Below are 23988 nucleotides of genomic sequence, written 5' to 3' on the forward strand. Positions count from 1 at the left end.
AACAAAAATCACAAAGGGGAATAAAATGACCAATCTTTCAAACCTGAAATCCGCCTTCACCGCCGCCCTGATGCTCAGCGGCGCCGTTCTCGGTTTCGCATCCGTGGCTCACGCCGATGCCATAGACGATATCACCAAGGCTGGCGTGCTCAACGTCGGCGTCTTTGCCGATTTCCCGCCCTTCTCCTCGGCCAGCGCCGACATGAGCCTCAAGGGGTATGACATCGACGTCGCGCAGTACATTGCCGACAGCCTGAAGGTGAAGCTGGTTCCGGTGCCGGTTACCGGCCAGAACCGTATTCCATACCTCACCGAAAAGCGTGTCGATGTGCTGGTCAGCGTCGGCTACAGCAAGGAGCGCGCCGAGGTCATCGATTTTGCCGCGGCTTACGCGCCTTATTACATCGCCGTGATCGGCCCGGCCGCCATGGACGTGAAGGGCAAGGAAGACCTTGCCGGCAAGAGCATCGCCGTCAACCGCGGCACGCTGGAAGACACGTCGCTGACGGAAGCCGCCCCCAAGGATGCCGACATCAAGCGTTTCGACAACTACAACTCGGTGATCCAGGCCTTCATCTCCGGCCAGACCGAGCTGATGGTCGTCGGCAACGATGTTGGTGCCCAGGTTCTCGCCCGCCAGGAAGCCTTGAAGCCGGAGCAGAAATTCCAGCTTCTGACCTCGCCGTCCCATTTGGCGCTCAACAAGGGTGAAGACCGGTTGAAGACGGCGATCAACGATGCTGTTGCCAAGATGCTGGCCGACGGCAAGCTGAACGCAAGTTCGGAAGCGTGGCTGAAGGTTCCGCTCAATCCCGAAAACCTGAAGGATTGATCCTTTGGGCTATGTGCTCGATTTCGGCTGGCTGGACGACGCGATCACTCTGATCGCAAGCGGCGCAGCCATGACGATCTTGCTGATCGCGGTGTCGGCTGTCGCCGGCATCGTGCTCAGCGTCCTGGGCGCGGCAGCGCGGCGCAGCCGCCATGCTTTCCTGCGCAACGCGGTTGCCGGCTATGTCGAGCTGATCCGCAACACGCCGTTTCTGGTGCAGCTGTTCTTCATCTTCTTCGGGCTGCCCAGCCTCGGCATCCGGCTCGATCCGGTGGTCGCTGCAATCCTGGCGATGACCTTGAACATGACGGCCTATACGACGGAGATCGTCGGCGCCGGTCTCGATGCGGTGCCGAAGGGGCAAAGGGAGGCAGCGCTTGCTCTCGGTCTGCGGCCTCGCCTGGTCTTCATCAAGATCGTGCTGCCGCAGGCGCTGAAGGTGATCTATCCGGCGCTGACCAGCCAGATCGTCATCATGATGCTGGAATCCGCCGTCGTTTCGCAGATCGCCGTGCGCGAGCTGACCTATGAGGCCGACATGCTGCAGGCCCGTACATTCCGCGCCTTCGAGACCTACTTCATCGTCACCCTCGTCTACCTCGCCATGAGCATCGGCCTGCGCCGCCTGCTTGTTGCCGGCGGCAACCGTTTTCTGTCCGGAGGCGTGTCGTGATCGAATTCACCCTTTGGGACATCATCCGCAACCTGCTTCTGGCTGCGCGCTGGACGATCCTGCTGTCAGCGGTCGCCTTTGTCGGCGGCACCATCGTCGGCCTGGTCATCCTGTTCATGCGCATTTCCAAACGGCGCCCGGTACAGCGGTTTGCCGAATACTACATCGGCCTGTTTCAGGGCACGCCGCTTCTGATGCAGCTGTTCCTGCTGTTCTTCGGCCTGCCTCTGCTCGGGCTGCGCATCGAACCCTGGACGGCAGCCGTGCTCGGGCTTACGCTTTGTGCGAGTGCTTTTCTGGCGGAAATCTGGCGCGGCGGCGTGCAGGCCGTACCCTTGGGGCAGTGGGATGCAGGCAGCAGTCTCGGCCTGCATTACCTGAAGCAATTGCGGCTGATCATCCTGCCGCAGGCCTTTGCGATGACGCGGGCGCCGACGGTCGGTTTTCTGGTGCAGCTCATCAAGAGCACCGCCTTGACTTCGATCATCGGATTTGAGGAACTGGTCAGGACTTCGAATGCAATCAACAATGCAACCTTTGAACCGTTCAAGGTCTATGGCTTCGTTGCGCTGATCTATTTTGCACTGTGTTTTCCGCTGACGCGATACGCAAAGATGCTGGAGCTTCGCGCTCTAAAACATTGACCGAAAATGTCATTCCAGGCTTGCAGTCCGCGATAAAAATTGGGAACAACCCGGAAGCTGAAAAATCGGCACCGGCAAAACAGGAGAACAATGATGACTGAATTTCTCAAACAGACGATCAGCCGCCGCGCCGTGCTGGGTGCCGGTCTTGCCGGCGCATCGATGCTGGCCATGCCCTCGATCCTGCGTGCGCAGGACAAGTCGCTGAAAGTCGGCGTCTACGGCGGTTACTTCAAGGATTCGTTCGACAAGAACATCTTCCCGGACTTCACCAAGGCGACGGGTATCGCTATCGAAGCGATTGCCGAGCCGACGGGCGAAGCCTGGCTGGTGCAGCTCGATCAGGCGGCCAAGGCAGGCCAGGCGCCGGCCGATGTCTCGATGATGTCGCAGGTGGCGATGCTGAAGGGACAGGCGACCGATCTCTGGGCGCCGCTCGACATGGCGAAGATCCCGAACGGCGCCAACCTGATCGATCGCTTCGTCAACAAGTATCCGGACGGCCGCGTTGCCGGCGTCGGCGCCGTTTCCTGGTACATCACGCTGGTCACCAACACCGACGTCTACAAGGAAGCTCCGACCTCCTGGCAGGCGTTCTGGGATCCGGCAAACGTCGACAAGCTCGGCCTCCTGGCGCTGGTTTCCAATTCCTTCCTGCTCGAAGTGACGGCAAAGACCTTTTTTGGCGGCACCAATGCGCTCGACACGGAAGAGGGCATCCAGAAGGCCTTCGACAAGCTTGCCGAAGTCAAGCCGAATGTTCGCCTCTGGTATCGCGACGAAGCCCAGTTCGAACAGGCGCTGAAGTCGGGCGAAATCCCGATGGGCCAGTATTACCACGACGTCACCGGCCTTGCTGCAGCCGACGGCAACCCCGTCCGCTCGACATTCCCGAAGGAAGGCGGCATTCAGGACAGCGGCTGCTGGGCGCTGTCGCGCGCTTCGGCCAAGGTCGAGGAAGCCCATGTGTTCATCGACTATATGAGCCAGCCGTCGATCCAGGCGCTGCTGTCGCGCAAGGTCGGCACCTCGCCGACAGTCAAGCGCGAACTGACCGACCTGACGGATGCGGAATTCGCCGCCGTATCGTCCGACATCGAGCCGATCATTCCGCGCTACGATCTCTACCAGACGAAGTCGGATTGGCTGAACCAGAAATGGACCGAACTGATCGTCGGGTAACGGTTTCCGGCCTGACGGAGCGAGGATACCCCCCTCTGTCGGCGACGCCGACATCTCCTCCACAAGGGGGGAGATTGACCGCTTGCTCAGTGCTTCCCTTACTCGATGGTAACAAGGGAAAAGAATGATCTCCCCCCTTGTGGGGGAGATGTCACGAAGTGACAGAGGGGGGTAAACTCCACACTCAGTCGGCTTTTTGAGAAACAATAAAGGAAACTCATGTCAGGCCTGGCCCTCAACAATGTTACGAAGGAATTCGGGACTTTCACCGCGGTCAACAATGTCGAGCTGACGGTGCCGCATGGCACGTTCGTCTGCATGCTCGGACCATCCGGTTGCGGCAAGACCACGCTGCTCAGGATGATCGCCGGCCTTGATTTGCCGACCGGCGGCGCGATCCGGCTGGATGGCGAGGACATCACGAATGTTCCGACCCACAAGCGCGATCTCGGCATGGTGTTCCAGTCGCTGGCGCTGTTTCCGCATCTGACCGTCGGCGAGAACATTGCCTACCCCTTGCGCATTCGCGGCGTGCCGAAGGAAGACCAAAAGAAGCGGGTCGATGAACTTCTGTCGATGATCCATCTCACCGGCTATGCCGACCGGCCGGTCTCGAAGCTGTCCGGTGGGCAGCGCCAGCGCGTGGCGATTGCCCGTGCGCTGTCGATCTCGCCGAAGCTTTTCCTGCTCGACGAGCCGTTGTCGGCGCTCGACGCAAAGCTGCGCGAGGCGATGCAGGTGGAACTGCGCCAGCTGCAGCAGAAGCTTGGCATCACCACCATTGTCGTGACGCATGACCAGCGTGAGGCGATGACCATGGCCGATACGGTCGTGGTGATGAAGGGTGGCGAAATCCGCCAGGCCGCATCGCCGATCGAGATCTATCGCCGTCCGGCCGATACGTTCGTTGCCGATTTCATCGGTTCGACCAATCTTCTCGAGGCCGAAGCCGACAGCACGGGTCGCGTGTCCGTGCTCGGCCAGCCGGTATCCGGCGTGTCTCTTGGAGCCAACACAAGCAAGGCGACATTGTCGATCCGGCCGGAAGACGTGCACCTGACGGCGCCCGCCGATGGCGCGCTGTCCGGTACCGTGACATTCGTGCGCGATCTCGGCGGTACGATTGAAACCTTCGTCGATATCGCCGGCCGTCAGATCGTCGCGGTCTCGACACCGCGTGCCCGGCCCGAAGTCACAGTCGGCCAGCCGGTCGGCGTCGTCCTGCTCCCCGATGTCTGCGTGGTGCTCGCCAAATGAGACGCGAAGCCCCGCAAAAACTGAGCGACTACGGTCCGCTGTTCTTCCCGGCGATGATGCTCATCGTCTTCTTCGTCGTACCCTTTGCGACGATGATTGCCGTCTCGTTCTTCCAGCGCCAGCAGGGCGGCTTTTATGTGCCGGCCTTCAAACTGGCCAATTACCAGCGTTTCCTCAGCCTGTTTTTCGCCAATGTGCTCGGCTTCTCGCTGATGCTGGCGGTGACGGTGGCGATCTGCTGTGTCGTGCTTGCCGTTCCCTTCACCTATCTTCTGACCCGCATGGCGCGAAAAGTGCAGATATTCTGGCTGGTGGCGCTTCTCTCGGTTCTGTCGCTGTCGGAAGTCATCATCGGTTTTGCCTGGTCGACGCTGTTTTCGCGCACGGCGGGGATTACCAATCTACTGGTCATGGCCGGCATCATGAGCGAGGCGAAGGCCCTTTTGCCGAGTTTTGGAGCGGTGCTCACCGGCATGGTCTATCAGGCCTTTCCGTATACGGTGCTGGTGCTCTACCCGGCGCTGGTGCGGCTTGACCCGACGCTGACGGAAGCGGCCCGGACGCTTGGCGCGTCGCCGGTCAAGGCGTTCTTCACCGTCGTCATTCCGGCCCTGCGCAATACCATCACCGCGACGCTGATCATGGTGTTCATCTTCGCACTCGGCTCCTACCTGCTGCCCCAGCTTCTCGGCCGGCCGCAACACTGGACACTGTCGGTGCTGATTACTGATCAGGCGATCTACCAGTCGAACATGCCGTTTGCAGCGGCGATGGCGGTATTCCTGGTCCTGGTAACGCTTGGCCTTGTGGCCTTGACCGTTCTTGCCGGACGCAAGGGAGAAGCCGCATGACCGGGGCGCTGAGCAAAGCCTATTTCTTCCTGATTGGCCTGTTTCTGGCTCTGCCGATGATCGTCGTTGCCGGCGTTTCGGTGAATGAAAAGCAGACACTCGCCTTTCCGCCAAAGGGGTTTTCGCTGTCCTGGTACGGCGAAATCTTCCTCAATCCGGAATGGCGTAATGCGCTGTTTGCCTCGCTGACGCTGGCGATCCTGTCGGCGGCATTGGCGGTGGCGATCGCGCTGCCGCTTGCCTGGTTCCTGTGGCGGCGGATTGCGCCCTGGGCGAACATTTTCCAGCTCCTCGGCATCGCGCCGTTCACGCTGCCGCCGGTCATTACCGCGCTCGGTATGCTCACCTTCTGGGCAACCACGGGTTTTTATGGCCAGCCCTGGACCGCCGTCGTCAGCCACGCGATCTTCTTCGTGACGCTGCCGCTCGTCACCCTGTCGCTCGGCTTCACCGCGATCGACCGTTCGCTGGTCGAGGCTGCCGCAACGATGGGCGCCGATGACAAGACGATCTTCCGCACCGTCGTCCTGCCGCTGATCCTGCCCTATATCGTCTCGGGGTATGCCTTTGCCTTCGTGCTGTCGCTCAACGAGTATATCGTTGCCTACATGACCGTCGGCTTCACCATGGAAACGCTGCCGATCAAGATCTTCAACGCGTTGCGCTACGGCTACACGCCGACGATGGCTTCCGTGACGATCCTGTTCGTGGTAACGGCGGCCATCATCTTCTCCCTTGTCGCGCGGTTCGGCGATCTGCCGAAACTGCTCGGCGCCATGTCATCGGACGATACATGATCACGCTCGCCGCCTTGCAGATGAAATCGAAAAGCGGTGACGTCGCCGCCAATCTTGCACGCATCGAGCAGGCGGCGAAGGAGGCGGCAACCACGGGCGCAAGCCTGCTTATCACGCCTGAGCTTGGGCTTACCGGCTACGGCGCCGGCGATGTCATCCGCGATCTGGCGGAGCCGGCAGATGGTCCGCTGGTGACGCGGCTGCAGGCGATTTCTTCAAAGACTGGTATCGCGATCATCGCCGGTTTCGCCGAAAAGGCCGACGAAGCCATTTTTAACAGCGCGGTTTATGTCGATGGCCCTGCTGCCCCTGTCGTTTACCGCAAGTCCAACCTCTACGGCGATTACGAGCGGACGTTGTTTGCCGCCGCCGAGCCGAGCACCCTGCTGTTTGACCATCGCGGCGTCAGATGCGGCATGCTGATCTGCTACGACGTCGAGTTTCCGGAAAACGTCCGGCGGCTGGCTTTGGCGGGCGCCGATGCCGTGCTGGTTCCGACGGCGTTGCCGGCCGGCTATTCCGGCACGTTCATCGCCGATCACATGATCCGGACACGGGCCTTCGAGAACCAGGTCTTCGTCGCCTACATCAATCATTGCGGTGCCGACGAGCGCTTCACCTTCGCCGGATCGTCGCGCGTGGCGGCTCCGGACGGCAGCCTTCTGGCAAGCGCTGCGTCCCATGGTGAGGCGCTGATGATCGTGTCGCTTGATCCTGCCGATTTCCAGGTCTCGAAAACCGAAAATACCTATCTGACCGATCTGACACGCCGCGCCTGATCCGGTGGCGCCTGGTTTTGGCTGGACTTGGAAAACCATTTCTAAAGCCCATTTCAAGTGGCAGGGCTTGAATCATTGTTCACATGCAGTGAACATTCTGTCCGCGTCGGGCCTCTTTATTAAACGGCCGCTACGCCCGATATTCGCGTCATGTTCACGAATGGAGGCAGCCATGAGCTTGCAACTGACAGGAATTCATCATCTGACGGCGATCACTGCGAATGCCAGGGAAAACCTGCGTTTCTATACGCAGATTCTCGGCATGCGGCTGGTCAAGAAGACCGTCAACCAGGACGATACCACCGCCTATCACCTGTTCTACGCCGACGGCGAGGCAACGCCGGGCACCGACCTGACCTTTTTCGACTGGCCGGTGAACCGGGAGACCCGTGGCACCCACAGCGTTTCGCGCACCGGCCTTCGCGTCGGCAACCCGGAAAGCATCGAATGGTGGAAGGCCCGGTTCGGCGAACTGAACATCACGTCCGGCGACGTGATCGAGATCGACGGCCGTCTGTCGCTTGATTTCGAGGATGGCGAGGGCCAGCGTTTCCGGCTGATCGACGATGGCGGGCTTGCACCGTCGCATCCCTGGGATCGCAGCCCGGTGCCCGCCGAGCATCAGATCAAGGGACTTGGCCCGATCACCATGAGCGTTCCGGATATCACCAATACGCAACTGGTTCTGGAGCAGGTGATGAACATGACGAAGCAGCGCCAGTATCCGTCGCCGGATGACAATGGCGAGGTGCATGTGTTTTCGATGGGCGAAGGCGGCCCGGCCGCCGAACTGCATGTTGCTGTTCAGCCCGGCCTGCCGGCTGCCCGGCAAGGTGCAGGCGCCGTCCATCACGTCGCGTTCCGCGCCCCGGACGAAGCCGCGCTGCACGCTTGGACCGAACGGCTGGAGGGTTTCCGCCTGCCGTCGAGCGGCGAGGTCGAGCGGTTCTATTTCCGCTCGCTCTACTTCCGCGAACCGAACGGCATCCTGTTCGAGATCGCCACCGACGGTCCCGGCTTTGCTGTGGACGAGCCGATGGAAACGCTCGGCGAAGGACTGTCGCTGCCACCGTTCCTGGAGCACAAGCGCGTCCAGATCGAGGCACGGCTGAAGCCGCTGGTCTAGCCGTTGAAACCAAGCCGGGAGCACAACTCCCGGCTTTTTGTCTGTACTTTTCCGTATTTCGCAGCATGCTTCCAGCAAAGCAAAAGGGATTCTTGCGAATGACAAAACTGATCGGCATTTCCGGAAGCCTGCGCAAGGCGTCGTTCAACACCGCGCTTCTGAGAACAGCCATTGGGCTTGCGCCTGAGGGCGTGACGTTCACTTCGGGCACCATCGAGGGCATTCCGCTCTACAACGCCGATGTCGAGCGGGAAGGCGTGCCGGAGGCCGTGCAGCTGCTGAAGGACCAGATCGCCGCTGCCGATGGCGTCATCCTGTTTACGCCGGAATACAACAATTCGATACCGGGCGTTTTCAAGAACGCCATCGACTGGGTGAGCTCGTCGATGACCGGCGCGCCGAACGTCTTTGCCGGACGTGCCTTTGCCATTGCCGGCACCTCGCCGGGGCCTTTCGGAACCTTGCTCAGCCAGAATGCCTGGCTGTCCGTGCTGCGCACGCTTGGCGCCGACCTCTGGTCCGGCAAGCGGCTGATGCTGCCGAAAGCGGCATCGCTGTTCGACAAGGATGGGCATCTGATCGACGAAGAGGCCAAGGCAAGGCTGAAGAGCTTCGTCGAGGCCTTCGCAAACTATGTGGCTGGAAAATCGGCGTAGGGTCTGGCGGGGACATTACAGCGCCGCGCGTCGTTCACGACGCACAGCGCTGTAACACTTTAAATTTGCTGCATAATTTTTCCATAGATCGATTTCGATTTAAGGAATTATGTCGTAGCCCCGCTTGTTTTCAACCATTCCCGGACGGCCTCTGCGTCCATCCTGCCGATCTCGTGGCCGGCATTCAGCGTGACGGTCGCGAGTGTTGCCCCCGCGTCGCGCAAGACGGCCTCCAGCGGTGGGGCGTAGCGGGAGTAACCATCGGTCTTTCCCGTTACCGTCAGGATTTGGGTTCCGGACAGATCTGCTTCCGGCACCGTATCCAAGGGGTTCATCATCCGCAGCAGCGCGGCCTTCCGGATCAGTCCCGGATTAAGCAGCATGGTGGCGATCAGCATGTTGGCGCCGTTGGAATAGCCGACGAAAGTCATCTTTTCGCGGTCGAGGCCATAGGCTGATACAGCCCCCTCGATCATCGCGACAAAGGCTTCTGCCTCCGAGGCTATATCCTTCTGGTCGAAGGTGAAGGGCGTAATCCTGCGGAAGAACCGCGGGTGGCCTTCCTCCGTGCTGCGGCCCCTCAGGCTTAGCAGCAGCGCATTCGGGGCGATCTGGCGGCCAAGCGGCAGGAGGCTGGTTTCATTGGCGCCGCTGCCGTGCAGAAGCACCAAGGTGCTGCCGTCGGGATTGTCCGCCTGATGCAGGCGATGAATGAACGGCAGGTCGCGCTGCGTGAACCGTTCCTCGCCGGGCAGCGCGAATTGTGGCAGCATGACGAGATTGTCTTCTAGGTTTCCGCCGAAATGTTCCGGCACGAACAGTTTCGTCCCAATTGTCTCCGGGCTCTCGTCAACGGTCATGCCCGGTGCGTCGGTGGCGAATTCGAACAGCGTTCCGCCCGGCTCGCGGACATAGAGCGAATAGAAATACTTGCGGTCATGGGCATTGATCTGACCGGCATCTTCCGCCTCGAGCTCAATGCGCAGATCGTTGACCGCCGCCTCGCTCGTGGCCCGGAACGCGATATGGTCGATGGTACCGGTGCCGGGCGCTGCCGTCCAGAAGCCGCCGGCATCGCGCACATCGATGGTATCGCCGGAGGCCGACACAAGGCGCCGGATCGCATCCGTCCTGTCTGCCTCGGCATAGCCGAAATGCCTGGTGACGAAGGCGGCGGTGCCATCGGGCGTGGCCGTCAGGATCGTTGCGCCGCGCAGCCGCCGGATTGCGTCTTCCTGCGGGATGTCGGGGGTTGAATAGAGGGCAGGGGTGGTCACGGCCCCGGTGCCGACAAGCTTGACGATGACGCCGTCCGGGTCCTTCAGCCGGATGACCGGCTCGCCGAATTCATGCGTGGGGCCGGTTGCAGCGACATTGTACCGGAGAGCCCGGGTCAGCCAGAAGCCGATGCTGTCAGGCGCTATGGCAAAGGCGATCTCGCTCGGCTGGCCGTGGCCGACGCGGCCGGGCGCGCCGTCCTCCCAGACGAGGAACGACACCAGTGATCCCGGCGAGCCGGTAGCATCGCCGTAGAACAGATGCAGCTGTGCTGCATCTTCGAAACCCGCCGTTCGCTTGACGAGGCGTAGACCGAGAAAGCCGGCATAGAAATCGACATTGGGCTGCACTTTGCGGGTGATCAGGGTGATGTGGTGGATGCCGCTCGTCATGTCATGAAACCTGTTGAATCTGGCCGCAGAAAAGCAGCAAACGAAGTGTTGTGCCAGTCCTGCGGCGTGAACACATCGTCCACCTTATGGACATTCAAATCGTGCCGGTTGATGCAAGCTCAGCCGATCTTCGGCCGGTCTTTCGTCAAAAACGTCTTGAATGCGTCAGCATGGTCGGGATGCCAGCGTGATAATGGCGGGCGGTTCTCGATGATATCGCCGGCTGCCCAGAGAATGCGTTTTTCATCGGTCGGACGCGCGACGTCGTTGTCCGGGCACAGGATGTAGAAATCGCCGCCTTCAAGGCTCTGCATCATGAAATCGACGGTTTCCTGCGACGTCCAGGCCGCCGCCGGTTTTTCGGTCCGGCCGCTTGCGGTCAGTCCTGTGTAGACGAAGCCCGGGATCAGCAGATGCGCGGTGATGTTGCAGCCGGGGGTGTTGCGCAGCTCGTGCTGCAGGGCCTCGGTAAAGGCTTTGACGCCTGCCTTGGTCACATTGTAGGCGGGATCGCCGGGCGGTGTGGTGATGCCCTGCTTGGAGCCGGTATTGATGATCAGCCCGGTCTGGCCGTGGGCGATCATGGCCGGCGCAAAGATGCGGGAGCCGTTGATGACGCCCCAGAGATTGACGGCGAAGACCTTTTCCCACGCATCCTGCGCCGAGAATATCGAGCTGCCGGGCTGGATGCCGGCATTGTTCATCAACACGTGCACGCGGCCAAACTGCGCGATTGCTCCAGCTTCCAGGGCTATGAGTGAATCGGTGCTCGACACGTCAGCCGCGATTGCAATCACGCTGCCGGGACCATGTGGGGAAATGGCGGCTGTTTCCTCCGCCGCCTTGTCCAATCGCTCGCCCGGCAGATCGGCGAGAACGACATTCATGCCGAGGCCCGCAAAGCGCCGGGCGGCGGCAAGACCGATACCGGATGCAGCTCCGGTCACGACGGCGACATGGTTGCTGGCAAAGGCTGGGTGATTCATCGCTTCCATCTCATTTTCGAGGACATGATCTTAGACGGAAAACTAGGCGGGCCGGGTAGAGAAGTCCACCATTGCTCCGGATGTTCCTCTTGCCGGAAGGATGCCCGGCCCTAATTTCACGAGAATTCTAAGTTCTGCGTCCTCGTCCAGACATCGCCGCAGAGGAACCCAATGGCCGCACCGAAAGCGTCAAGGCCTTCTCACCACCGCAACGACCGGCCGGCCTTAGAGCCCGGGTTTCCCACTCTCCGGGTTCAGCTGGGGCTTGCCCCGCTCAACCGGCGGTTTTCGCTATGCTTGTACAAAAAATCCGCTTAGCTTTTGCAGTATGACCGTCAACGCGGGGAAGGCATATGCTTGTCCTCCTCGCGAGGACGTACTCCCAGCCGGCCCAATCGGCTTGTCATTGGTGCGGCTCGTGTATATTGAGGGGCCACAATAAATGGTTTGGCTTGAGTGTCGGGATGAGCGGGCGCAGATGAGCGAAAAACGAAAACTCCGTCTTTCCGGATGGTGCGTGGCATCGTTCGCGGCCTTGGCCCTGGCATCCTGCGAGGGCGAAACCAAACCACCGGAGACGGCCAAAACGCCCGTGCGGGTGCAGAGCGCCGAGTTCGTCGATCACCGGCAGACCGTGATGTTGACCGGCGAGGTTGCCGCCCATGTCCAGACCAATCTTTCGTTTCGCGTCAGCGGCCAGATAACCGAATGGCTCGCGGATGTCGGATCGCATGTGACGGCCGGCGAGGTTCTGGCGCGTATCGATCCAAGCGAGCAGAAGGCCGATGTCGAATCTGCCGAGGCGGCGGTGCGGGCCGCAGAGGCCCAGGTTCGGCAGGCTTCCGCCTCCTTTGAGCGGCAGAAGTCTCTGCTGGCGAAGAATTCCACCACACAGGAAGCCTTCGATCAGGCACAGACGGCTTTGCAGACGGCCCAGGGGTCGCTCGAATCGTCGAAGGCGCTGCTCGGCACGTCCCGCGATGCGTTGTCCTATACGCAACTGCGCGCCGACGCCGACGGCATCATCACCGCGCGCAACGCCGAGACGGGCCAGGTGGTTCAGGCCGCGCAAACCATGTACTCCGTCGCGCGCGACGGCCCGCGCGACGCGATCTTCGACGTTTACGAATCGCTGCTTTTCGAAAAGCCGGCTGAGCCGAAAATCAATCTGGCGCTGATCAGTGATCCCTCGGTCAAAACAGAAGGAACGATCAGCGAAATCTCGCCGACGATCGATACCGCCACGGGAACCGTGCGCGTCAAGATCGCCATGGACACCACGCCCGATCGCATGACGCTGGGTGCGCCGGTAACCGGATTTGCCAGTTCCAAGCCGGCAAAGCTGATCATCCTGCCCTGGACCTCGCTTTCTGCGCTGGACGGAAAACCGGCTGTCTGGGTGGTCGATGGCAAGGACAGCACGGTCAGCCGCAAGCCGGTGACGGTGGCGTCCTACGAGATAGGCCGCGTGCTTATTTCCGAAGGGATTGCCACGGGCGAGGCCGTGGTCGTCGAGGGGGCAAAGATGCTGCGTCCTGGTCAGGCGGTCGATGTCATCAAGGAGCAGGCGAAATGAACCGGATATCGCTGGGACTGCTCTCCGCGCCCATCATGCTTTTGATCCTTTCTGGATGCCAGAAAGACGAAGAGAAAGGCGAACCGCTGATCCGCCCCGTGCTGTCGCAAATCGTCGTTCCCCAGCGCCGGCCCGTTCCGAGCTTCGCCGGCACGGTACAGCCGAAGGTCCAGACCATCTTTGGGCCTCGCGTGACAGGCCTTTTGGTTGCCCGGGATGTCGATATCGGCGACACGGTGACCCGGGGGCAGCTATTGGCGGCTCTCGATCCGACAGCGCTTGAGCTTGCCGTCGGATCGGCACGGGCCGATCTGGCCAACGCGGAGGCGACGCTTGCCAATGCCGTTTCGGTCGAGCGGCGCACCAGGGCGTTGTTCAAGGTCGGCACCGAAACGCAGGCCACCGTGGAAAGCACGCAACAGGCGAGTGCGGCGGCCGAGGCGTCGGTCATCCAGTCGCGCTCGGCCGTGTCGAAGGCCGAGGAGCAGCTTTCCTATACCCAGGTCAAAGCGGCATTTGACGGCGTGGTCACCCAGACGGGAGCGGAGGTGGGCCAGGTCGTTGCGGCGGGCGCTACTGTTGTCACCGTTGCACGGCCGGAAGCCCGGGACGCCGTGGTTGATATCCCGGACGGCAATGCGCTTTTCCCCGTGGGCACGCCATTTTCAGTTTCCCTGCAGATCGACCCCGCCAAGATGGTCGCCGGCAAGGTCCGCGAGGTCGCACCGGCGGCGGATCCGGCGACACGAACGCGCCGCGTCAAGATCGCGCTTGAAAATCCCCCGGCCAGCTTCCGGCTGGGAACCACGATCACCGCCTCGCTCAAGGAGGCCGTCGTCGAACAGGTGCTGCTGCCGGCAACGGCCATTTTGCTGCGCGATGGCAAATCCTATGTCTGGGTGGTCGATGAAGGCGGCGGAACGGTCAAGGCCCGCGAAGTGGTCACCGGACCGCAAGCGGGCAACGGGATCGTCATCACGTCCGGCATCGAGGCCGGTATCCGCGTGGTGACGGCCGGCGTGCACAGCCTTGAGGAAGGTCAGGCAGTCAAAGTTGAAGACGGGGCAGGCTCATGAGGAAATTCAATCTTTCAGACTGGGCTGTCGATCACGCATCGATGGTCTGGTACTTCATGATCGTCTTCGCCCTGCTCGGCATGTTCTCCTATCTGAGCCTTGGCCGCGAGGAGGATCCGTCCTTTACCATCAAGACCATGACGATTTCGGCGCAATGGCCGGGTGCCTCGGTCGAGGAAACCACGCGGCAAGTCACTGAGCGCATCGAGCGCAAGCTCGAGGAGCTGGAATCGCTCGATTACACGCGCAGTATCACAACGCCCGGTCAGACACTGGTCTTCGTCAATCTCAAGGACACGACGAAGGCGCGGGATGTCGCCTCGATCTGGGTGACCGTGCGCAACATGATCGGCGATATTCGCGGCCAGTTTCCGTCCGGCGTCGTCGGGCCGGCTTTCAACGACCGCTTTGGTGACGTGTTCGGCAATATCTACGCGTTTACTGCCGACGGGCTGACCCAGAGGCAATTGCGCGATTATGTCGAGACCGCGCGCCGGCAAATTCTGACGGTTCCGAATATCGGCAAGGTCGATATCGTCGGCGCGCAGGATGAGGTGATCTATCTCGAGTTCTCGACACGCCAACTGGCCGCACTTGGAATCAACCAGAACGAGGTGGTTGCCACCCTGCAGGCACAGAACGCGATTGAACCCTCCGGCGTCGTGCAGGCAAAGGGAGAACGGGTCAGCGTTCGCGTCAACGGCCAGTTTTCGTCCGAAGACAGCCTGCGGGCCGTCAATCTGCAGGTCAACGACCGCTTCTTCCGCCTCACCGATATCGCCACCATCACGCGCGGTTATACCGATCCGCCGTCGTCGCTGTTCCGGTTCAACGGCCAGGCGGCGATCGGCCTTGCCATCGGCATGAAACAGGGCGCCAATCTTCTGGAATTCGGCGCTCACGTCGAGGAGAAGATCAGCCAGGTCGAAGCGGAACTGCCTGTCGGCGTCGGCGTCCATCTGGTCTCCGACCAGCCGCTGATCGTCGAGGAGGCGGTCTCGGGCTTTACCCGCGGACTGGCGGAGGCCGTCGTCATCGTCCTTCTCGTCAGCTTCGTCAGCCTCGGGGTCCGGGCAGGGCTTGTCGTTGCCCTGTCGATCCCGCTGACACTGGCCATCACCTTCGTCGTCATGTCCTATTTCGACATTTCGCTGCAGCGGATTTCGCTCGGGGCGCTGATTATCGCGCTGGGGCTTCTCGTCGATGATGCGATGATCGCGGTGGAAATGATGGTGGCGCGGCTGGAGGTAGGCGATTCCCTGCGCAAGGCGGCGACCTATGTCTACACGTCCACGGCGTTTCCGATGCTGACAGGCACGCTGGTCACCGTTGCCAGCTTCATTCCCGTCGGCCTCAACAACAGCGCCGCCGGCGAGTTCACCTTCACGCTGTTCGTCGTCATCGCCGTTTCGCTGCTGGTTTCCTGGATCGTCGCGGTGGTGTTTGCGCCGCTGCTCGGCGTGACCATCCTGCCAAAAACCATGAAGCAGCATCATGAGAAACAAGGCCGTGTTGCGGGGCTGTTCTCCCGCCTTCTCGGCTGGTGCATGCGCTGGAAATGGACGACGATCGCCTTGACGGTGGCTGTCTTCGGCCTGTCGCTGTTTGGCATGAGCCGGGTTCAGCAGCAGTTCTTCCCGTCATCGGACCGTCTTGAACTGATCGTCGACTGGTCGTTGCCGCAGAATGCTTCGATTACCGAAACGAACGCGCAGATGGCGAAGTTCGAGCAGGACAAGCTTGTCGGCAATCCCGATGTCGAACGCTGGTCCACCTATGTCGGAGAGGGCGCCGTGCGATTCGTCCTGTCCTTCGATGTTCAGCCTCCGGATACGTCGTTCGGCCAGACGATCATCGTTACCAAAAGTCTTGACGTGCGCGACAAGCTGCGAGCCGACCTGCAGAAATATCTGAAGGAAACGTTCGTCGGCACCGATGCCTATGTGAAACTGCTCGATATCGGGCCGCCGGTCGGCCGCCCCGTGCAGTACAGGGTCAGCGGCCCGGATATCGGCAAGGTTCGCGAGCATGCGCTCGAACTCGGCACCGTCCTCGGCCGCAACCCGTTGCTGGGCGACGTCGTCTACGACTGGAACGAACCGGCCCGCGTCATCAAGGTGGATGTGCTCCAGGATAAGGCCCGCCAGCTCGGCGTCACCTCGCAGGACATCGCGTCTGCGCTTAACGGCATCGTCGGCGGAACGACGGTGACCCAGGTTCGCGACGATATCTACCTGATCAACGTGGTTGCCCGCGCCAAGGCTTCCGAGCGCCAGTCGATCGAGACGTTGCGCGACCTGCAGCTGCCGGGCACCGGCGGCAATTCCGTGCCGCTCGCTGCTGTCGCAAGCTTCCATTACGAGATTGAGCAACCCGTCGTCTGGCGCCGGTCGCGCTTGCCGACGCTCACCGTCAAGGCTGGTATTCGCGACGCGACACAGCCGGCGACCATCGTTGACCAGCTGTCGCAGGACGTGGCCGCCTATGCTGAAAAATTGCCGCCCGGATACAAGATCGAGGTCGGCGGCAGCGTCGAGGAAAGCGCCAAGAGCCAGGCGCCGATCGCCGCCGTCGTGCCGTTGATGCTGTTTGCGATGGCGACGATCCTGATGATCCAGCTGCAGAGTTTTTCGCGGCTGTTCCTCGTCTTCGCGGTGGCGCCGCTGGCGCTGATCGGGGTGGTGGCGGCACTCTTGTCAAGCAATTCGCCGATGGGCTTCGTCGCCATTCTCGGCATTTTGGCGCTGATCGGCATCCTTATTCGAAACTCCGTGATCCTGGTGGTGCAGATCGAACAACTGCGCACCGAGGGCGTGCCGCCATGGCAGGCGGTTCAGGAAGCCACGGAACACCGGATGCGGCCGATCATGCTGACGGCCGCCGCCGCCAGCCTGGCATTGATCCCGATCGCCCGGGAAATTTTCTGGGGACCGATGGCCTATGCGATGATGGGCGGCATCATTGTCGGCACCGTCCTGACGCTGCTGTTCCTGCCTGCCCTCTACCTCGCCTGGTTCCGCATTAAGCCGCCGGAAACCGAGGAGGTGACGCTCGATGGGGCGGAGATCGCGTCCACGGAAGATGCAGTGCCGGTCTGACATGGTGCAGCGCTCCTACAGCATCACCACGGTCAATTCCGTCTTGTCATAGGCGAAATCGAGCGGTGTGGTTCCGGTGTGTTCCAGCACCAGCCAGTCGCTGGCGTTGAGGATCGCCATGCCGATGGCACAATTGCCATAGGATGCGGAGGCTGCGTCGTTGTCGTTGACGCTGGCAACGACTGTGGTGCCATTGACCTTTACGGTGACGGAAAAGGCACCGGCTGGATTGGCCTCGACACCGAGGCAAATGAGATAGGGGCCCGCGACCGGTACGATCAGGCGGCTGCCGCCGCCGGCAACTGCGGCGCCCAGCGTGAAGCCGCCCTGATTGACGCTCAGGGTGGAAAATCCGGTCTGCGAACCCGACGTGGGCGTCAGTACGCCGCCGCCGCGCGTGGCGCGCACCAATGGCCGCTGCGGCATGCGGATCTGGCCCTGTGCGGTGATGCTCAATGCCGATGCCCAGGTGGCGCCGTCGGCGCTGACCTTCACGGCGAATTCGTTCGTGCCGGTTAGACCCATTTCGGCGCGGCCGGACCAGCCTGTCTGGAACAGCAGGCTTGCCGTATCGCCTGCCGCCGCCTTGTTGACCTTGATCTGATGTCCATTGCCGGCATGCGTGAGCAGTGTGGCTGCTGCTGCGACAGCCAGCCGGTTGGTGCTGTCGGCGGTGGTGTTGATGCCGAGAAATGCCGGCGTGCCAATGGCGTCGAAGACGGCCCAGTTCGTGCCGTCGTGGATCTTGAGCTTGTCTTCGGCGGTGAACCAGCCGCGCCAGCCGTCCTTCGGGGTGATGAAGATCCAGTCGCCATCCTGACGGAAGGCGAGCTTGCCGCTCTTTCCGGCCCACGCTCCGGTCGGTGACGCCGTGACATTGAAACACGTTCCTTCCTGCGGATCGGACGGCGGGCTCGAGAGCGAAGCTGTGATCGTCAATTGCGTCAGTGCGTCGAGGCGCTGCATGGCTTCATTGTGGGTGACGTGCTTTTGCGCCTGCGACGGCAGGATATAGGGCAGTTCCAGGTTGACGGTTGCTTCGCTCATCGGGGCCGTTCTCCTTTGCTGTGTGGAGAAGGGTATCCGCAGTTGCAGCAGGGGGGATGTCGGGCCGGCTGCTGCGTTGTTTGTCAACGGAGATTGGCAAAGGACATGCCCGTCGATTCACCGGTGCTGTCGGGATTTAGTGCCGGCGGCGGTGCGGTGAGCAGCGTCAGTTCTTGCCGCGCGAGACAAAATAGGGGTTGGCGAAATCGACGTCGGTCGTCTGGTTGCGCTTGCCGTAGGAAAGCGGGTTGCCGTCCATGGTGACCGTCTCGCCGCCGGCTGCCCGCAAGACCGCGTCGCCGGCGGCGGTATCCCATTCCATCGTCCGGCTGAGGCGGGGATAGATGTCGGCGAGGCCTTCGGCAAGAAGGCAGAATTTCAGCGAAGAGCCGATCGATTCATAATCGGTGATGCCGTGCTCGGTAAGGTAAGCGATGGTTTCCTGGCTATTGTGATGCTTGCTCGCAAGTGCCACCAGCCGGTCACCACGACTACGGCAGCCGATGATCGTTGGCGGGCCGATGTCGTGCTGGCCTGTCACTACGGCTTTCTTTGCCTTGTTGCGGGTGGCGGCATAGAGAATGCCGAGTGCCGGCGCATAGACAACGCCGGCAACCGGTTCGCCCTTTTCGATCAGCGCGATATTGACGGTGAAATCGTCGTTGCGGCCGACGAATTCCTTGGTGCCGTCAAGCGGATCGACAAGGAAGAAGGACTTGCCCTCGATGTCGGGGATATGGCCGGCGGCAACGGCTTCCTCGGCCACGACAGGAATATCGGGAAACGCGGCTGCCAGACAGTCGAGGATGATCCTTTCGGCGCTCTCGTCGGCATCGGTGACGGGGGAACGGTCGGCCTTGTAGCTGACTTCCGGTCCGGCATGATAGACGTCGAGGATCGCTTTCCCCGCAGCCACCGCCGCTCTTTCCAGAATGTCGAGCATGTTTGCTTCCCGTGCCTTCCTGCATCCGCGGCCATGGTATCCGGGTTTCCCCGCAGAGGTTGAGTTTCAAAATCCAGAGCGCGGATTATACATCCACCTTCCTTACCGGTCTTTTCAAGATAAGTGCGTGAAATTTTGCCGACTGTGCCGCATTTGGCACTGTATCCCGGGTTGTATTCGGATAGAGCTGCGGCTGTGTGGCGCAGCGCATTTCGCCGGACTTCGCCCAGAGAGTCTTTGCGCCGGTCGCGGCATATGCAAATGTGCGTTGCAACATGGATTAAGGTGAGTTGGGACTGGCATGCGTTATTCGGCATTCTCGATCGTCAAGAACGCACTGACGGGCAACGTCAACTGGAAGCCGGCCTGGCGCCAGCCCGAACCAAAACCCTTCTACGATGTGATCATCGTCGGCGGCGGTGGCCATGGGCTGGCGACGGCCTATTATCTCGCCCGGGAATTCGGCCTGAAGAACATCGCGGTGCTGGAGAAGGGGTACCTCGGCTCCGGCAATGTCGGCCGCAACACGACGATCGTGCGCTCCAATTACCTGCTGCCGGGCAACGAGCCGTTCTACGAGTTTTCGATGAAACTCTGGGAAGGCATGGAGCAGGAGTTGAACTACAACGCCATGCTGTCGCAGCGCGGCGTCATCAACCTGTACCACAATGACGGCCAGCGCGATGCCTATATCCGCCGCGGCAATGCCATGTGGATGGAGGGTGTTCCCGCCGAGCTGCTCGACAGAGCCGCGCTGAAGAAGATGCTGCCTTTCCTGAATTTCGACCATGCCCGGTTTCCGATCCTGGGCGGCCTCCTGCAGAAGCGCGGCGGCACGGCGCGTCACGATGCCGTTGCCTGGGGGTACGCGCGCGCCGCCGACCGCCTCGGCGTCGATCTCATCCAGAATTGCGAAGTCACGGGTATTCGCCGCGACAATGGCGTGGTGACCGGCGTCGAGACATCAAAGGGTTTCATCGGTTGCGGCAAGCTTGGGCTGGCGGCAGCCGGCAACACCTCGCGCGTCGGCCAGATGGCGGACCTGAAGCTGCCGATCGAAAGCCATGTGCTGCAGGCCTTCGTCACCGAGGGGCTGAAGCCTGCCATCAATCACGTCATCACCTATGGCGCCGGGCATTTTTATATTTCCCAGTCGGACAAGGGCGGTCTCGTCTTCGGCGCCGAGATCGACGGCTACAATTCCTATGCCCAGCGCGGCAATCTGGCAACGGTCGAGCATGTGATGGAGGAGGGGGTGACGATGATCCCCGGTCTGTCGCGCGTGCGCGTGCTGCGCTCCTGGGGCGGCGTCATGGACATGACCATGGACGGCTCGCCGATCATCAGCCACACGCCGGTCGACAATCTCTACCTGAACTGCGGCTGGTGCTACGGCGGCTTCAAGGCGACGCCGGCCTCCGGCTGGTGTTTCGCGCATCTGATCGCCAGGAACGAAACGCATCCCGTCGCCCGTTTCCTGCGTCTCGATCGCTTCGAGCGCGGCTATCCGATTGATGAACACGGTGCTGGCCCCCAGCCCAACCTGCATTGAGACCCTGAATGGCAAGCCTCATCCACTGCCCGCATTGCGGCGTCCGGCCGAAGGAAGAATTTTCGATCCGGGGTGACGCGTCGCTGGTTCGTCCCGATCCGGAAGCTTCGGACGAGGCCTGGAACGATTATGTTCATATCCGCAGCAACCCGCGGGGGCGCTACCGTGAACATTGGCAGCATGCCGCCGGCTGCCGGCGCTGGCTGGTGGTCGAGCGCGATACATTCACGCATGAGGTCTTCTCGGTTGCGGATGCGGCGTCCGCCGCGCGGGAGGCTGGCCGATGACCGCCTACCGTCTCGCCTCCGGTGGCCTGATCGATCGCCGCGCGCCGCTCGATTTCCGGTTCGATGGCCGGAATCTGACGGGATTTGCCGGCGATACGCTGGCCTCGGCGCTGCTGGCCAATGATCAGCTTCTGGTCGGCCGCAGCTTCAAATATCACCGGCCGCGCGGCATCGTCACCGCCGGAGCGTCTGAGCCGAATGCGCTGGTCACGATCGGCAAGGGCGCTGGCAGCGACCCGAATACCAAGGCGACGGTTGCCGAACTTTATCTTGGGCTCGACGCCCGCAGCCAGAACCGCTTTCCGTCGCTGAAATACGATTTTGGCGCGCTGAACGGCTTGCTCTCGCCCTTCCTCGGCGCGGGTTTCTACTACAAGACCTTCATGTGGCCGGCAGCTTTCTGGGAAAAGGTCTATGAGCCGATCATCCGCAAGGCGGCTGGGCTCGGGCGCGCGGTGCTCGAGCGCGATCCGCAAGCCTACGAGAAATGCTGGGCGCATTGCGACCTGCTGATTGTCGGCGCCGGTCCAACAGGGCTGATGGCGGCCCTGACGGCCGGCCGCGCCGGGCTGCGGGTTATCCTGGCGGACGAGGATTTCAGGCTGGGTGGGTCGCTGCTTGGAGAGACGTCGCATATCGGTGACACCTCCGCGCCGGATTTTGCCGAATTGGCGCTCGCCGAACTCCGGTCTTTGCCCAACGTGACGATGATGTCGCGGACCACCATTTTCGGCTGGTACGACGACAATGTGTTTGGCGCGGTCGAGCGGGTGCAAAAGCATGTGGCAGCGCCTCAGGCGAAACTGCCGGTCGAGCGGCTCTGGCGCATCGTTGCCAAGCGGGCGATACTGGCGGCCGGTGCCGAAGAGCGGCCGCTGGTTTTCGGCGGTAACGACAGGCCGGGCGTAATGATGGCCGGGGCGATGCGCACCTATGCCAACCGTTTTGGCGTTGCTGCCGGCAAGTCGGTGGCGATTTTCACCAATGGCAGTGCCGGCTACCGGACCGCAGCCGATCTCGTGGCACGCGGGATGGAGGTCACAGCCATCATCGACAGCCGATCCGATGTTCCCGATATTGCTCCCGATGGCGTCCGTGTCATTCAATCGGCCTCCATTATCGACACGAAGGGACACAAACGCGTCTCCGGTGCCGTTGTCGAACGTTCGGGCTTTGAGCAAACGATTGCCTGCGACGCGATCGGCATGTCCGGCGGCTGGAACCCGGTCATTCATCTTGCCTGCCAGCGGGGTGCCAAGGCCGTCTGGTCCGAGGAACTGAAGACTTTTCTTGCTCCCGATGCCGGCAATGGGCTTGTCGCCGCCGGCGCGGCCGCGGGACGCTACACCTTGGCCGGCTGCCTGAAGGACGGCGCGGAAAAGGCAGCGGCCGTCGCTGCCGACCTCGGGTTCTCTGTTGCTATCGAAGCGCCGCCTGCCGTCGAGGGGGAGATCGATCCGTCGTTCACCGCTCTCTGGTATTCCCCGGGGGCGAAGGCCAAAGCCTTTGTCGATTTCCAGAACGATGTTCATGTCAAGGATATCGGCCTTGCCCTGCGTGAAGGCTTCGGCCATGTCGAGCATGCCAAGCGCTATACGACGAACGGCATGGCGACCGATCAGGGCAAGCTCTCCGGCATCAATGCCACCGGGCTTCTGGCCGCCATGCAGGGTATCAGCCCCGCCGATGTCGGCACCACCACCTTCCGGCCTTTCTATACGCCGGTGGCCTTCGGTGCGCTGGCGGGCACCTCCCGCGACGAACACGCGGCCCCGGTGCGCAAATCGCCGCTCCACGGCTGGGCGCAGAGGCATGGCGCTGTCTTCGTCGATTCCGGTCTCTGGTTTCGACCGGCTTATTTTGCCCGGTCCGGTGAGAAGGACTGGCGCGAAAGCACCGACCGTGAAGTCCTCAACGTTCGCGAGAATGTCGGTCTGTGCGATGTCTCGACGCTCGGCAAGATCGAGATTTTCGGGCCGGACGCTGCCGAGTTCCTCAACCGCCTCTATTGCAATCCGTTCCTGAAGCTGCCGGTCGGCAAGGCCCGTTACGGATTGATGCTGCGCGAGGACGGCATGGTCTATGATGATGGCACCACCAGCCGCCTTTCGCCGGGACATTTCGTCATGACCACCACCACGGCGCTGGCCGGTGGCGTCATGTCCCATATGGAATATTGCGCGCAGGTGCTCTGGCCGGAGCTCAAGGTCCGCTTCTGCTCATCGACAGATCAATGGGCGCAGATGGCGGTTGCCGGACCGAAAGCGCGGCTCGCGGTGCAGGCGCTTGTCGAGGACGATATTTCGGATGCGGCGTTTCCATTCCTCGCCGCAGGCATTGTCACCTTGAAGGGCGGCATCAAGGCGCGGCTGTTCCGGATCTCGTTTTCCGGCGAGCTTGCCTACGAACTGGCGGTGCCGGCAGGCCTTGGCGAAGCCGTCGCAGATGCGATCATGGAAGAGGGCGGGGCGCATGGAATTTGCGCCTATGGCCTTGAGGCGCTGAACGTGCTGCGCATCGAGAAGGGCCACGCCACCCATGCCGAATTCGACGGCCGGGTGACCCCGGACGATGCGGGCTTCGGACGCATGGTCTCGGCACAAAAACCGGATTTCATCGGCAAGCGGCTATCGACCCGCTATGGGCTGACGGCCGCCGATCGCATGCAGATGGTCGGGTTGAAGCCGGTGGAGCCGGATCAGCATATCCGTGCCGGTGCGCATCTCTTGCGCGAGGGCGCAAAACCTTCGACGCTGAACGATCAGGGTTATGTCAGTTCGGCCTGTTTTTCGCCGACGCTTGGATACGACATCGCGCTTGCCTTCCTGAAGTCAGGCCGCGAGCGCTACGGCGAGCGCATCGTCGTCTGGGACAAGCTGGCCGGCACCGAGGTTGTGGCGGAGGTCCGCAGCCCGGTGTTCGTCGATCCCGGCAATACGAAGCTGAATGCTTGAGG

The 23988-nt window shown here is 61.7% G+C and carries 20 protein-coding genes; 16 read left to right on the forward strand and 4 right to left on the reverse strand.

The annotated features are described in order from the left end of the window. The first annotated feature begins 25 nt into the window (after positions 1 to 25). From AC1D17_RS00745 to AC1D17_RS00790, 10 genes are all read left to right on the forward strand, one after another. Positions 26 to 832 (forward strand): transporter substrate-binding domain-containing protein, encoded by an 807-nt coding sequence (locus tag AC1D17_RS00745; RefSeq protein ID WP_477563524.1) that lies wholly within the window; start codon positions 26 to 28, stop codon positions 830 to 832. A gap of 4 nt (positions 833 to 836) precedes the next feature. After that, the gene (locus AC1D17_RS00750; protein WP_477563525.1) at positions 837 to 1505 is read left to right on the forward strand and encodes an amino acid ABC transporter permease; all 669 of its coding nucleotides are present in this window, start codon (positions 837 to 839) and stop codon (positions 1503 to 1505) included. Beyond that, positions 1502 to 2149, forward strand: coding sequence for an amino acid ABC transporter permease (locus AC1D17_RS00755; protein ID WP_477563526.1), 648 nt, complete (start codon positions 1502 to 1504; stop codon positions 2147 to 2149). Before AC1D17_RS00750 ends, AC1D17_RS00755 begins: the two co-directional genes overlap by 4 nt. A gap of 93 nt (positions 2150 to 2242) precedes the next feature. Then, positions 2243 to 3331, forward strand: a complete 1089-nt coding sequence (locus AC1D17_RS00760) for an ABC transporter substrate-binding protein (protein ID WP_477563527.1) — start codon at positions 2243 to 2245, stop codon at positions 3329 to 3331. A 219-nt stretch (positions 3332 to 3550) separates the two neighbouring features. After that, complete coding sequence (locus AC1D17_RS00765; RefSeq protein WP_477563528.1) at positions 3551 to 4588, forward strand: ABC transporter ATP-binding protein; 1038 nt, start codon at positions 3551 to 3553, stop codon at positions 4586 to 4588. Next, complete coding sequence (locus AC1D17_RS00770) at positions 4585 to 5439, forward strand: ABC transporter permease (protein WP_477563529.1); 855 nt, start codon at positions 4585 to 4587, stop codon at positions 5437 to 5439. Before AC1D17_RS00765 ends, AC1D17_RS00770 begins: the two co-directional genes overlap by 4 nt. Continuing rightward, on the forward strand, positions 5436 to 6236 hold the full coding sequence (locus AC1D17_RS00775; protein ID WP_477563530.1) for an ABC transporter permease: 801 nt from the start codon (positions 5436 to 5438) through the stop codon (positions 6234 to 6236). Before AC1D17_RS00770 ends, AC1D17_RS00775 begins: the two co-directional genes overlap by 4 nt. Next, positions 6233 to 7015: a carbon-nitrogen hydrolase family protein gene (locus AC1D17_RS00780; protein WP_477563531.1), complete on the forward strand. Its 783-nt coding sequence runs from the start codon at positions 6233 to 6235 to the stop codon at positions 7013 to 7015. The genes AC1D17_RS00775 and AC1D17_RS00780 overlap by 4 nt, the downstream gene beginning before the upstream one ends. 172 nt (positions 7016 to 7187) lie before the next feature. Next, entirely contained in the window at positions 7188 to 8141 is a 954-nt protein-coding gene (locus AC1D17_RS00785) for a ring-cleaving dioxygenase (protein WP_477563532.1), read from the forward strand. A 98-nt stretch (positions 8142 to 8239) separates the two neighbouring features. Further along, positions 8240 to 8797, forward strand: a complete 558-nt coding sequence (locus AC1D17_RS00790; protein WP_477563533.1) for an NADPH-dependent FMN reductase — start codon at positions 8240 to 8242, stop codon at positions 8795 to 8797. 107 nt (positions 8798 to 8904) lie between these two features. On the opposite strand, the gene AC1D17_RS00795 is transcribed toward AC1D17_RS00790, so the two are convergent. Continuing rightward, a complete protein-coding gene (locus tag AC1D17_RS00795; protein ID WP_477563534.1) occupies positions 8905 to 10467 on the reverse strand; it encodes a VOC family protein in 1563 nt (520 codons plus the stop codon). 119 nt (positions 10468 to 10586) lie between these two features. Then, positions 10587 to 11453 carry an SDR family NAD(P)-dependent oxidoreductase gene (locus tag AC1D17_RS00800; protein ID WP_477563535.1) on the reverse strand — a complete coding sequence of 289 codons (867 nt, stop codon included), beginning with the start codon at positions 11451 to 11453 and terminating at the stop codon, positions 10587 to 10589. Between the two features lie 517 nt (positions 11454 to 11970). Between AC1D17_RS00800 and AC1D17_RS00805 the strand changes: the two genes are divergently transcribed. From AC1D17_RS00805 to AC1D17_RS00815, 3 genes are read left to right on the forward strand one after another with little or no spacing between them, the layout of a single operon-like run. Then, entirely contained in the window at positions 11971 to 13029 is a 1059-nt protein-coding gene (locus AC1D17_RS00805; protein ID WP_477563536.1) for an efflux RND transporter periplasmic adaptor subunit, read from the forward strand. Further along, the gene (locus AC1D17_RS00810; RefSeq protein WP_477563537.1) at positions 13026 to 14105 is read left to right on the forward strand and encodes an efflux RND transporter periplasmic adaptor subunit; all 1080 of its coding nucleotides are present in this window, start codon (positions 13026 to 13028) and stop codon (positions 14103 to 14105) included. The genes AC1D17_RS00805 and AC1D17_RS00810 overlap by 4 nt, the downstream gene beginning before the upstream one ends. Further along, the gene (locus tag AC1D17_RS00815) at positions 14102 to 17203 is read left to right on the forward strand and encodes an efflux RND transporter permease subunit (RefSeq protein WP_477563538.1); all 3102 of its coding nucleotides are present in this window, start codon (positions 14102 to 14104) and stop codon (positions 17201 to 17203) included. Before AC1D17_RS00810 ends, AC1D17_RS00815 begins: the two co-directional genes overlap by 4 nt. Before the next feature lie 15 nt (positions 17204 to 17218). Here the strand turns inward: AC1D17_RS00815 and AC1D17_RS00820 are convergent, their stop codons facing one another. Beyond that, complete coding sequence (locus AC1D17_RS00820) at positions 17219 to 18250, reverse strand: DUF2793 domain-containing protein (RefSeq protein WP_477563539.1); 1032 nt, start codon at positions 18248 to 18250, stop codon at positions 17219 to 17221. 166 nt (positions 18251 to 18416) lie between these two features. Further along, positions 18417 to 19193, reverse strand: coding sequence for a 3'(2'),5'-bisphosphate nucleotidase CysQ (gene cysQ, locus AC1D17_RS00825; protein ID WP_477563540.1), 777 nt, complete (start codon positions 19191 to 19193; stop codon positions 18417 to 18419). Positions 19194 to 19494: 301 nt separating this feature from the next. Here cysQ and AC1D17_RS00830 point away from each other — a divergent pair, with 301 nt between their 5' ends. Genes AC1D17_RS00830 through AC1D17_RS00840 form a run of 3 tightly spaced genes read left to right on the forward strand, consistent with a single transcriptional unit; the run spans position 19495 to position 23986 of the window. Next, positions 19495 to 20745 (forward strand): sarcosine oxidase subunit beta family protein, encoded by a 1251-nt coding sequence (locus AC1D17_RS00830; protein ID WP_477563541.1) that lies wholly within the window; start codon positions 19495 to 19497, stop codon positions 20743 to 20745. Between the two features lie 8 nt (positions 20746 to 20753). Then, positions 20754 to 21032 (forward strand): sarcosine oxidase subunit delta, encoded by a 279-nt coding sequence (locus AC1D17_RS00835; protein ID WP_264222578.1) that lies wholly within the window; start codon positions 20754 to 20756, stop codon positions 21030 to 21032. Further along, complete coding sequence (locus tag AC1D17_RS00840; protein ID WP_477563542.1) at positions 21029 to 23986, forward strand: sarcosine oxidase subunit alpha family protein; 2958 nt, start codon at positions 21029 to 21031, stop codon at positions 23984 to 23986. Before AC1D17_RS00835 ends, AC1D17_RS00840 begins: the two co-directional genes overlap by 4 nt. Positions 23987 to 23988 lie beyond the last annotated feature (2 nt).

It is taken from the genome of Pararhizobium sp. P1_E7 (assembly GCF_056405855.1).

Bases quoted from the DNA above. Each gene is read 5' to 3' on its own strand.
- AC1D17_RS00745 (WP_477563524.1), top strand. From the start codon at position 26: ATGACCAATCTTTCAAACCTGAAATCCGCCTTCACCGCCGCCCTGATG.
- AC1D17_RS00760 (WP_477563527.1), top strand. From the start codon at position 2,243: ATGACTGAATTTCTCAAACAGACGATCAGCCGCCGCGCCGTGCTGGGT.
- AC1D17_RS00765 (WP_477563528.1), top strand. From the start codon at position 3,551: ATGTCAGGCCTGGCCCTCAACAATGTTACGAAGGAATTCGGGACTTTC.
- AC1D17_RS00770 (WP_477563529.1), top strand. From the start codon at position 4,585: ATGAGACGCGAAGCCCCGCAAAAACTGAGCGACTACGGTCCGCTGTTC.
- AC1D17_RS00775 (WP_477563530.1), top strand. From the start codon at position 5,436: ATGACCGGGGCGCTGAGCAAAGCCTATTTCTTCCTGATTGGCCTGTTT.
- AC1D17_RS00780 (WP_477563531.1), top strand. From the start codon at position 6,233: ATGATCACGCTCGCCGCCTTGCAGATGAAATCGAAAAGCGGTGACGTC.
- AC1D17_RS00785 (WP_477563532.1), top strand. From the start codon at position 7,188: ATGAGCTTGCAACTGACAGGAATTCATCATCTGACGGCGATCACTGCG.
- AC1D17_RS00790 (WP_477563533.1), top strand. From the start codon at position 8,240: ATGACAAAACTGATCGGCATTTCCGGAAGCCTGCGCAAGGCGTCGTTC.
- AC1D17_RS00795 (WP_477563534.1), bottom strand. From the start codon at position 10,467: ATGACGAGCGGCATCCACCACATCACCCTGATCACCCGCAAAGTGCAG.
- AC1D17_RS00800 (WP_477563535.1), bottom strand. From the start codon at position 11,453: ATGAATCACCCAGCCTTTGCCAGCAACCATGTCGCCGTCGTGACCGGA.
- AC1D17_RS00810 (WP_477563537.1), top strand. From the start codon at position 13,026: ATGAACCGGATATCGCTGGGACTGCTCTCCGCGCCCATCATGCTTTTG.
- AC1D17_RS00815 (WP_477563538.1), top strand. From the start codon at position 14,102: ATGAGGAAATTCAATCTTTCAGACTGGGCTGTCGATCACGCATCGATG.
- AC1D17_RS00820 (WP_477563539.1), bottom strand. From the start codon at position 18,250: ATGAGCGAAGCAACCGTCAACCTGGAACTGCCCTATATCCTGCCGTCG.
- cysQ (WP_477563540.1), bottom strand. From the start codon at position 19,193: ATGCTCGACATTCTGGAAAGAGCGGCGGTGGCTGCGGGGAAAGCGATC.
- AC1D17_RS00830 (WP_477563541.1), top strand. From the start codon at position 19,495: ATGCGTTATTCGGCATTCTCGATCGTCAAGAACGCACTGACGGGCAAC.
- AC1D17_RS00835 (WP_264222578.1), top strand. From the start codon at position 20,754: ATGGCAAGCCTCATCCACTGCCCGCATTGCGGCGTCCGGCCGAAGGAA.
- AC1D17_RS00840 (WP_477563542.1), top strand. From the start codon at position 21,029: ATGACCGCCTACCGTCTCGCCTCCGGTGGCCTGATCGATCGCCGCGCG.